Source organism: Butyricimonas sp. RTP31003st1_G1_RTP31003_210430 (genome assembly GCF_040920905.1).
GTDB classification, from domain to species: Bacteria; Bacteroidota; Bacteroidia; order Bacteroidales; family Marinifilaceae; genus Butyricimonas; species Butyricimonas paravirosa.
On sequence record NZ_JBCOSQ010000014.1, the window covers coordinates 34,014 to 41,136 of the forward strand.

Sequence of the window (7,123 nt, forward strand, 5' to 3'; positions counted from 1 at the left end):
GATTTCCAATTGTTTTTGCAAATAAACAAAAACTTATTGAAATAAAAAAGTTGCGGCCCCATGCACGGGCCGCAAAAGTCTAATCTTGGATGGTCTCTTTGATAAAATCTTCCATGTTGGAAGACTGGAGAGGAGCTTGTAATTCTATGATCTTTCCAGCGGGATCAATGAAAATAAATTGAACCATGCTGGCAGCACTGTAATGACATTTCTGTAAAAAATGTTTATCGAATCCCGCGTAAAGATGGGTCCCGACTTGTACTTCCTCGTTTTGTATGGTTTGGACCCAGTTGTCTTTTTTATTCTCAATAGACAAGTTAACCAAAACGATGTTTTTCTTTTTAAATAGAGGTTGTAGTTTTTTCAACTCGGCAAATTGTTGTATTGCGGGGCTGACACATGGCCACAAATAAAGGCAAACATATTTGCCCTTGAAGTCTTTAAGGGAGAATTCTTTATCTGAAATATCAACGGCTTTAAAATCCGGAGTAGGTTGTCCGGGGGAAACTGCGGCCCAACTATCATACGTCTGCTGGTATTGGGCAAGTAATTCTTTGTCTGTCACGTGTTTCCGGTAGAAAGCATCCAGTTCAGTACTTTTCTGAATTCCGGCATCCTTGATATAATTGTTGGCAATAATGGTGAGTAAATTCTGTTTAACTTGTTCATCTTTGGTGTTATTGTTGATGTACTCCATTTGTTTCATGGCTTTTTCGTAGGGAGTACGAATAGGCGTCTTACGACTCATGATGAATGTGGGAACTTCGGTCATGAGAGTGCGATATTGTGATAGGCACAATGAATTTAGGTCTTCTTCCAACCAAGCTTTAAGCTCGTTGTAATAATCATCTCCCGGGGTATATTCAATCTTTGCCATATAGGGGTGCATCCGGGGATAGTCAAGTAATGACAAGCCCAGCATGTATTTAATCCGATTCTTTTCGAGTTTCACGAATTTACTGCTTTCCTTTGTCAAGGCTGGTGTCAGGCTGTCTAACAATTGTTGATTCTCCTTTACTTTCTCTTTCAGCAATTTCACAAAGTCTTTTATGTCTAAAGCGAAGTCCTTGTTTGCGGGCCATGATATTTTCACGTTCTTCAAGTAATCGGCAATGTTTTCTCGCACTCCCTCCATTTTTAGTGTTTTCTTCATGCTTTCTCCGTCAAAGGATAGTTGGATATGATCTCCTTTTTCGGCATAAATCGTCTTCTGCTCGGCAAAGCCGTTATGGAGAGTTAAGTAGATCGCATCCATATCTTCGATACGATATTCTGCATGTCCTTTGGCATCGAAATCCATACCAATCATGGACTCTTTCAAGTAGGAAATGACAAAACCCATTTCCGGGATTTTCTCCACATCTACGGAGAGCGTGATGTTGTTTTGACTTTTTGCAGTATGAGTACAAGAGGTTAGTGCGATTAGAAAAATAATAAACTTACATTTCATGTTACAAGTTTTAAATTTACAATGATTTTACGATCACAGAACACGTTATTAAATCCGGAACGGGTGGTTGCGGGTGACAGTGTTTATAAAAAAAATGAAGACCGGCAAATAGTTATTGCTGGCCTTCATTTTTTATAATGAACTTACGGGTTCTTACAAAAGATCGTGTTTGTACAAGTATTCCGCTATCTGCACGGCATTCGTGGCAGCGCCTTTGCGCAGGTTGTCGGAAACTACCCACAGATTGAGGCTGTTGGGTTGGGAGAAATCCCGGCGTAAGCGGCCCACGAAGACTTCGTCTTTCTCGTTGGCGGTGATGGCCATCGGGTAAAGGTTCTGGGCGGGATCGTCCTGCACGATGATACCTTCTGAATGGGCGAGCAGGTCACGAAGTTCGTCAAGGTCGTAATCTTGTTTGAATTCGATGTTTACACTTTCGGAGTGTCCGCCCATGACGGGAACCCGTACGGCCGTGGCGGTTACTTTAATCGTGTCGTCATTTAATATTTTGCAGGTCTCGTTGACCAGTTTCATTTCTTCTTTTGTGTACCCGTTGTCGGTGAATGAGTCGCAGTGCGGCAGACAATTCCGGTCGATAGGGTGAGCGTATGCTTTTTTCACCTCCCGGCCTTCCCGTTCGCCTTCGAGCTGGTTGATTCCTTTCAAACCGCTTCCGGTCACGGATTGGTACGTGGAAACGACGACTCGTTTGATCCCGTATTTTTTGTGAAGGGGTGCCAACGTAACGAGCATCTGTATTGTTGAGCAGTTCGGGTTCGCGATAATCTTATCTTCTTTGGTTAAGGTGTTTGCGTTGATTTCGGGGATCACCAATTTTTTCGTCGGGTCCATTCTCCAGGCTGACGAGTTGTCGACCACGGTAATTCCGGCTGCGGCGAATTGGGGTGCCCATTCCAATGAGGTCTCTCCCCCGGCAGAGAAAATAGCGAGTTGAGGTTTCATGTTGATCGCGTCCCGCATACCCATGACCTTGTAGTTTTTCCCCTTGAAGGTAATTTCTTTGCCTACCGAACGCTCGCTGGCTACCGGTATTAACTCTGTTACCGGGAAGTTTCTTTCTTCCAGAACCTGCAACATTTTTCTTCCGACTAATCCTGTTGCTCCTACTACTGCTACTTTCATCGTGTATAATTTGATTTAATGATTAGATTCCCTTTTCGGGAGTCTTTTTATGAGTTAGGTTATATTAACGCCTCAAAAGTAGTGAATAAGCATTGCTTGAACAATAGGGGGATGTTATTTTTTCAACAATCATACGGGATGTTAAATTCTTAACTCTTTTAATCATCTAGTCATAAAATCACTTAATCGGAAATCATAGAATCACTCAATTGAATAGTCCATTCCCCTTTTGAGAATCATCTCTTTATCTTGTTTCTTCAACCCGACCTCGTAATAGTTCACGGGTTGGTCGTGGTCTCCGAGGTACATGCGTGGTCTCCGGACAAAACCGGGATTGACGAGCGAGTAAGTGGAGTCAAAATAAGGGGTCTGAATCTCGGCCATATTCAACAGGGTATGGAAGATTGAGGCGTTCGAAGAAATGGGGGCGCTACTATTGTAACGTGCAACCTCGTATTTTTCTGGTCTGGCATCAATGTAATTTTCCGAGAACCACATCAGGAATGGAATGTGTATCTGGTAATAGGTCGGGATCGGTGAGGCGTGCAGGAATCTTTTCCGGCTGTCGTCCAGTAAATCCTCCCCGTGGTCCGGCGAGTAAATCATGGTGGCATCAGCTCCCGAGTTCTTCAATATCCCGATCAGGCTGTGCAGGAAGTAATCCGTGTACAGGACGCTGTTGTCGTAAGCGTTGATGAGCTGGTCCTTGTTTTTGTACTCGACTTCCGTGGCGTTGGCCGGTTGAAATTTGGCAAATTCTTCCGGGTAACGCTCTTTGTAGTTGAAGTGCGACCCGTAGGTGTGGAAGACAATGAATAGGTTCTCGCTCAATGAATCCACGTATTGCTGTATCAACGGGAGCATTTCTCCGTCGAATTTATTGACCGTGATTAATCCCCCGTCGGCTTGAGGACGTACATTGACATGAATGTCTGCCTCCGCGGCAAAGTAATCCGTGAATGATCGGTTCGGTGTCTGGTTTGACAGGAATATTGTTTTAAACCCGGCCTCTTTGAAGGCAGTTACGATGCTTTTATGCGTGTAGAGGTACTCGTAGTGGCAAGCGTCGGCGGCGGACAGAATGAGTGGTACGCTTTTGTGTGTCGTGTTAGATTGTGTTAAGGCATCTTTGTATAGTACCAGATTATCCTCGTTTTTCAATAACGGGTTGGTTTCCCGCTGGTACCCCCACAGTTCCCAGTTTTCAGCCCTTCCGGCCTCCCCGATTACCAGCACGTATATTTCCCGGCGTTGGTGAACGGAATCACGGGTGGCATGATAGACGAAATCTTTCGAGGTGACGGGATAGTTCATGCTGCGGTTCCATTTCACTCCCGCGTAATACAAGTTATACATCACGTTTGCCGGGTATATATCTGTTTTTACCTCGTAGGTGTTATCCCTGTGTTTCTCGAAAGCGACCAGTCCGGAACCAATGATAAAGAAGATGATTCCCCACGTGATCATGTGCTTGCGGAACACGGCAGTACGTTTCACTTTATGGTGTACGGCAATAGAGGCCAGCACGATAACAGGGATATAAAGGACGCAGACAATGATAATGGAGGGCCATATATTTCCCAGCAATTCCCCGGCCTCGGAGGCGTTCGTGGTGGGTAGGTTCAGGAACATATCAACAGCGATGACCGACTCTCCGAAGAGATAGAACAAAACGAGCTGGAAGGCGTGTAAGATCAGTACCGGAATCAGTATCAATTGCATGAGGCCCGCCCGTTTGAACAGGGAGAACACGACCATGTAAACACCAAGTGGTAGTAGGATCAAGATCGTTTTGCCCAGTCCGGAGAGAGGTTCCGTGAAAAGCAAGCAGAAATTCGGGACTAAATTCAACACGATAAAGAGCCAAAACAGTAATCTTGGCTGTTTCACGAAATTCACGATCCCTTTAGAAAGCTTCGTTAATACCGAAGTAGAATGCGCTGACGCCTTTGCCGAATCCATAATCTAATCTTACGTTTACTCTGTTTTTAAATTCCCAGCGATAACCTATTCCGTAGGTCGGCAGGGTTTGTTTCCACTTGAATTTGTCCATGTCGGGGAACACGTTTCCGGCTCCGCCCCATGCGACAATTCCATGGCGGTTGTATATCTTCTGGCGATACTCTACCTGAAATTGTATCAGGTCGTTATCCCGGTATCTTCCCTCGTAGTACCCTCGCATGGCGTATGATCCTCCCATGAGGGAAACCATGCTCCAGGGAGTGTCTCCGTAATTGAATGTCCCTTGTAACTGGCTGGCGAGTATGGCACCTTTCCACATTTTCTGGTAGTATCGGAAGTCCACGCTTGTGCGTTTGAAACTATCGTCATTTCCCAGCCATCCGGGAAAGAATTGTTGTTCCAGTTGGGCGAAAAAACCTCTTGCCGGGTTCGGGATAAAGTCTCGCGAGTCATAAGATATAACGAGTCCCGGTCCGAAAGTGTTCACGTTTTTCTTGGCCCCGTTGAGGAACGTGATGTCGTCGAAATTCCTTGCCGTGACGTTGCGGAACATAAGGTTTGCCCCGGCGTACAAATTGGGAGCGAGTTTGTATAGAAGTTCCAGTTTCACCTGTTGTTCCAATCGTTTGTACTCTGTCTTGTGATCCTCGTCTTTCCCCGCATCGTAGCCGATTCCCCAGTATTCACTAGGAAACGAGAAAAAGTACATATTGATGTTTGCCCGGAAACGGTCTTTCGGGAAAATCATGTTGCCCCGGATTCCTAGCAGGTAAAAACCCGTGGTCGTGACATCCCCGTAAAGGGAAATGTTTGACGGGGAGATGGTTTTATCTTCACGGTCAATACGGAATAGTCCGGATGCGACCACGCCGAGCCCCAGCTTCGTGTCGCTCGAAAAGTGCGGTCCCCCGATGATGGAGAAGTCGAATTTCTTTTCTTCTTTCACCTTGTTCGATTGCTCGAAATAACGATAGAAACGGTGAAAGAATCCATTCTTCAACGTGTCAGTTGTATTGTTCAGCGAATCTCTTGTCACGAGTTCCCCCGCCATGATGTCATGGAACGGGATAAACAATAAAAGGCATAACGACAATGCACATGTTATTCGTTGAATCATATAATTAACCTGTAAAAATGTTTATAATCATTCATCTTGCGTCTTCTTGTACGCAATATCTATGCCAATTGTTTGCAAGGACGAATAATCATTAACGAGAAATAGGGGAAGTCTTTACGTGTGATGTCGTTGTAAGCAGTCGTGTGTAGCTCGTCTGACGTGCCTACATTTTCGTAATAGTGGTACTCGTGGCAGGGACTTTTTTGCATGAAACGGTGTATTTCTTCCGTGCATTGCGAGAGTTTCATGATCACCACGACATGACCGTTGGAAAGAAGGGCGTCCAGTTCTTCGGCGGTGGTTGTTCCCGGTAGAACGACGAGTTTTTCTTCTTGTTTCACGATGTGAAGGCCCGAGATGGCTCCTGCCGCAATAAAAGCAGGGACACCGGCCACGGTGGTCACGGGAAGGTTCATAGAAGCGAGTTTGTCGAACATATAATTCACGGAAGAGTAGAAACCGGAATCCCCTTCCGCCGTGATGGCAACGTTTTTACCCGTGGCGACAAGGGATGCTATTTCCGTGCAAAGGGCATCATAGGCTTGATTGGCAAACGTGCGATTCTTGGACATGGGTACGTGGAAAAGTCGTACTCGTTCCATGGCCACGGGCAGGGCTTGCAGGATGTCCCGGGAACGGGATTTGGTCTGTGTGCCGGGACAATAGATGATGTCCGCCCCCTGTAAGGCTTTTAATGCCTTCAACGTGATCAATTCCGGTTCTCCCGGTCCCAACGATACTCCCACGATTTTTCCTTTCATGTCTAAATTAGTTTGTAAAGTTTATAAGGTTCATAAAGTTTATAAGGTTTATGGTCCCTTGTGAGGTGCTTAGTTCACGGCAACGGAAGTTGCCGACAGGCTTCGTCCGAAGGACACCCCGTTACTTTATAAGCTTTATGAACCTTACGAACCTTATGAACTCTTTTTCTTCGTTGCAAAAGTCGCTAAAAAAGGAATAGCCTCAAAATAATATTTATATATTTGCAGGCGTCTTGGTGCTTTCATGTTGGAAGAAAAGGGAATCCGGTGAAATTCCGGGGCTGTCCCCGCAGCTGTAAAGTCATTGCCCGTCCGAGAGGGCGGATCTTTTCGTTAGGCCACTGGTGATACCGGGAAGGGGAAAAGATGACAAGCCAGAAAACCTGCCAGGAGACGTGATTAATTAATACTTTCGGAGGAAAAGAAATGAATGTAGTGCGTTTTTTTTATCTTTTATACCTTTGTAGTGTTCTCTTTTGTTGCAAGTCGACTTCACGCAAACAGTCGTCGGGAGAACAGACCGTGAAAGGGAAGGTCGATACGGTTTCCCGGATTCATATTAAGTATGCTAAAGGTTTTTGGTTGGAGGAACGTGAGGGGTACGTGGTACTGAACATCAAGGACCCGCAGGAGAGTAGTCATACTCATTACCAGTACGCTTTGGTTCCGCGTGGATCGACGGTGCAGACC

At 45.6% G+C, this 7,123-nt stretch carries 5 protein-coding genes, 1 pseudogene and 1 riboswitch; of the genes and pseudogenes, 1 reads left to right on the plus strand and 5 read right to left on the minus strand.

What is annotated here, in order from left to right:
• Nucleotides 1-79 precede the first annotated feature (79 nt).
• From AB5542_RS06205 to cobI, 5 genes are all read right to left on the minus strand, one after another.
• Nucleotides 80-1,450, minus strand: a complete 1,371-nt coding sequence (locus tag AB5542_RS06205; RefSeq protein WP_279038592.1) for a redoxin domain-containing protein — start codon at nt 1,448-1,450, stop codon at nt 80-82.
• 153 nt (nt 1,451-1,603) lie between these two features.
• Nucleotides 1,604-2,593: an aspartate-semialdehyde dehydrogenase gene (locus AB5542_RS06210; protein ID WP_270543252.1), complete on the minus strand. Its 990-nt coding sequence runs from the start codon at nt 2,591-2,593 to the stop codon at nt 1,604-1,606.
• A gap of 201 nt (nt 2,594-2,794) precedes the next feature.
• Entirely contained in the window at nt 2,795-4,555 is a 1,761-nt protein-coding gene (locus AB5542_RS06215) for a lipid A phosphoethanolamine transferase (RefSeq protein ID WP_118303609.1), read from the minus strand.
• Nucleotides 4,500-5,672, minus strand: coding sequence for a BamA/TamA family outer membrane protein (locus tag AB5542_RS06220; RefSeq protein ID WP_118303611.1), 1,173 nt, complete (start codon nt 5,670-5,672; stop codon nt 4,500-4,502). The genes AB5542_RS06215 and AB5542_RS06220 overlap by 56 nt, the downstream gene beginning before the upstream one ends.
• A gap of 59 nt (nt 5,673-5,731) precedes the next feature.
• The gene (gene cobI, locus AB5542_RS06225) at nt 5,732-6,433 is read right to left on the minus strand and encodes a precorrin-2 C(20)-methyltransferase (RefSeq protein ID WP_279038591.1); all 702 of its coding nucleotides are present in this window, start codon (nt 6,431-6,433) and stop codon (nt 5,732-5,734) included.
• Nucleotides 6,434-6,650: 217 nt separating this feature from the next.
• Nucleotides 6,651-6,839: riboswitch (cobalamin riboswitch) on the plus strand.
• A 20-nt stretch (nt 6,840-6,859) separates the two neighbouring features.
• On the opposite strand from cobI, the pseudogene AB5542_RS06230 reads away from it, so the two are divergent.
• Nucleotides 6,860-7,123 (plus strand): annotated as a pseudogene (locus AB5542_RS06230) (iron ABC transporter substrate-binding protein); the annotation flags it as partial.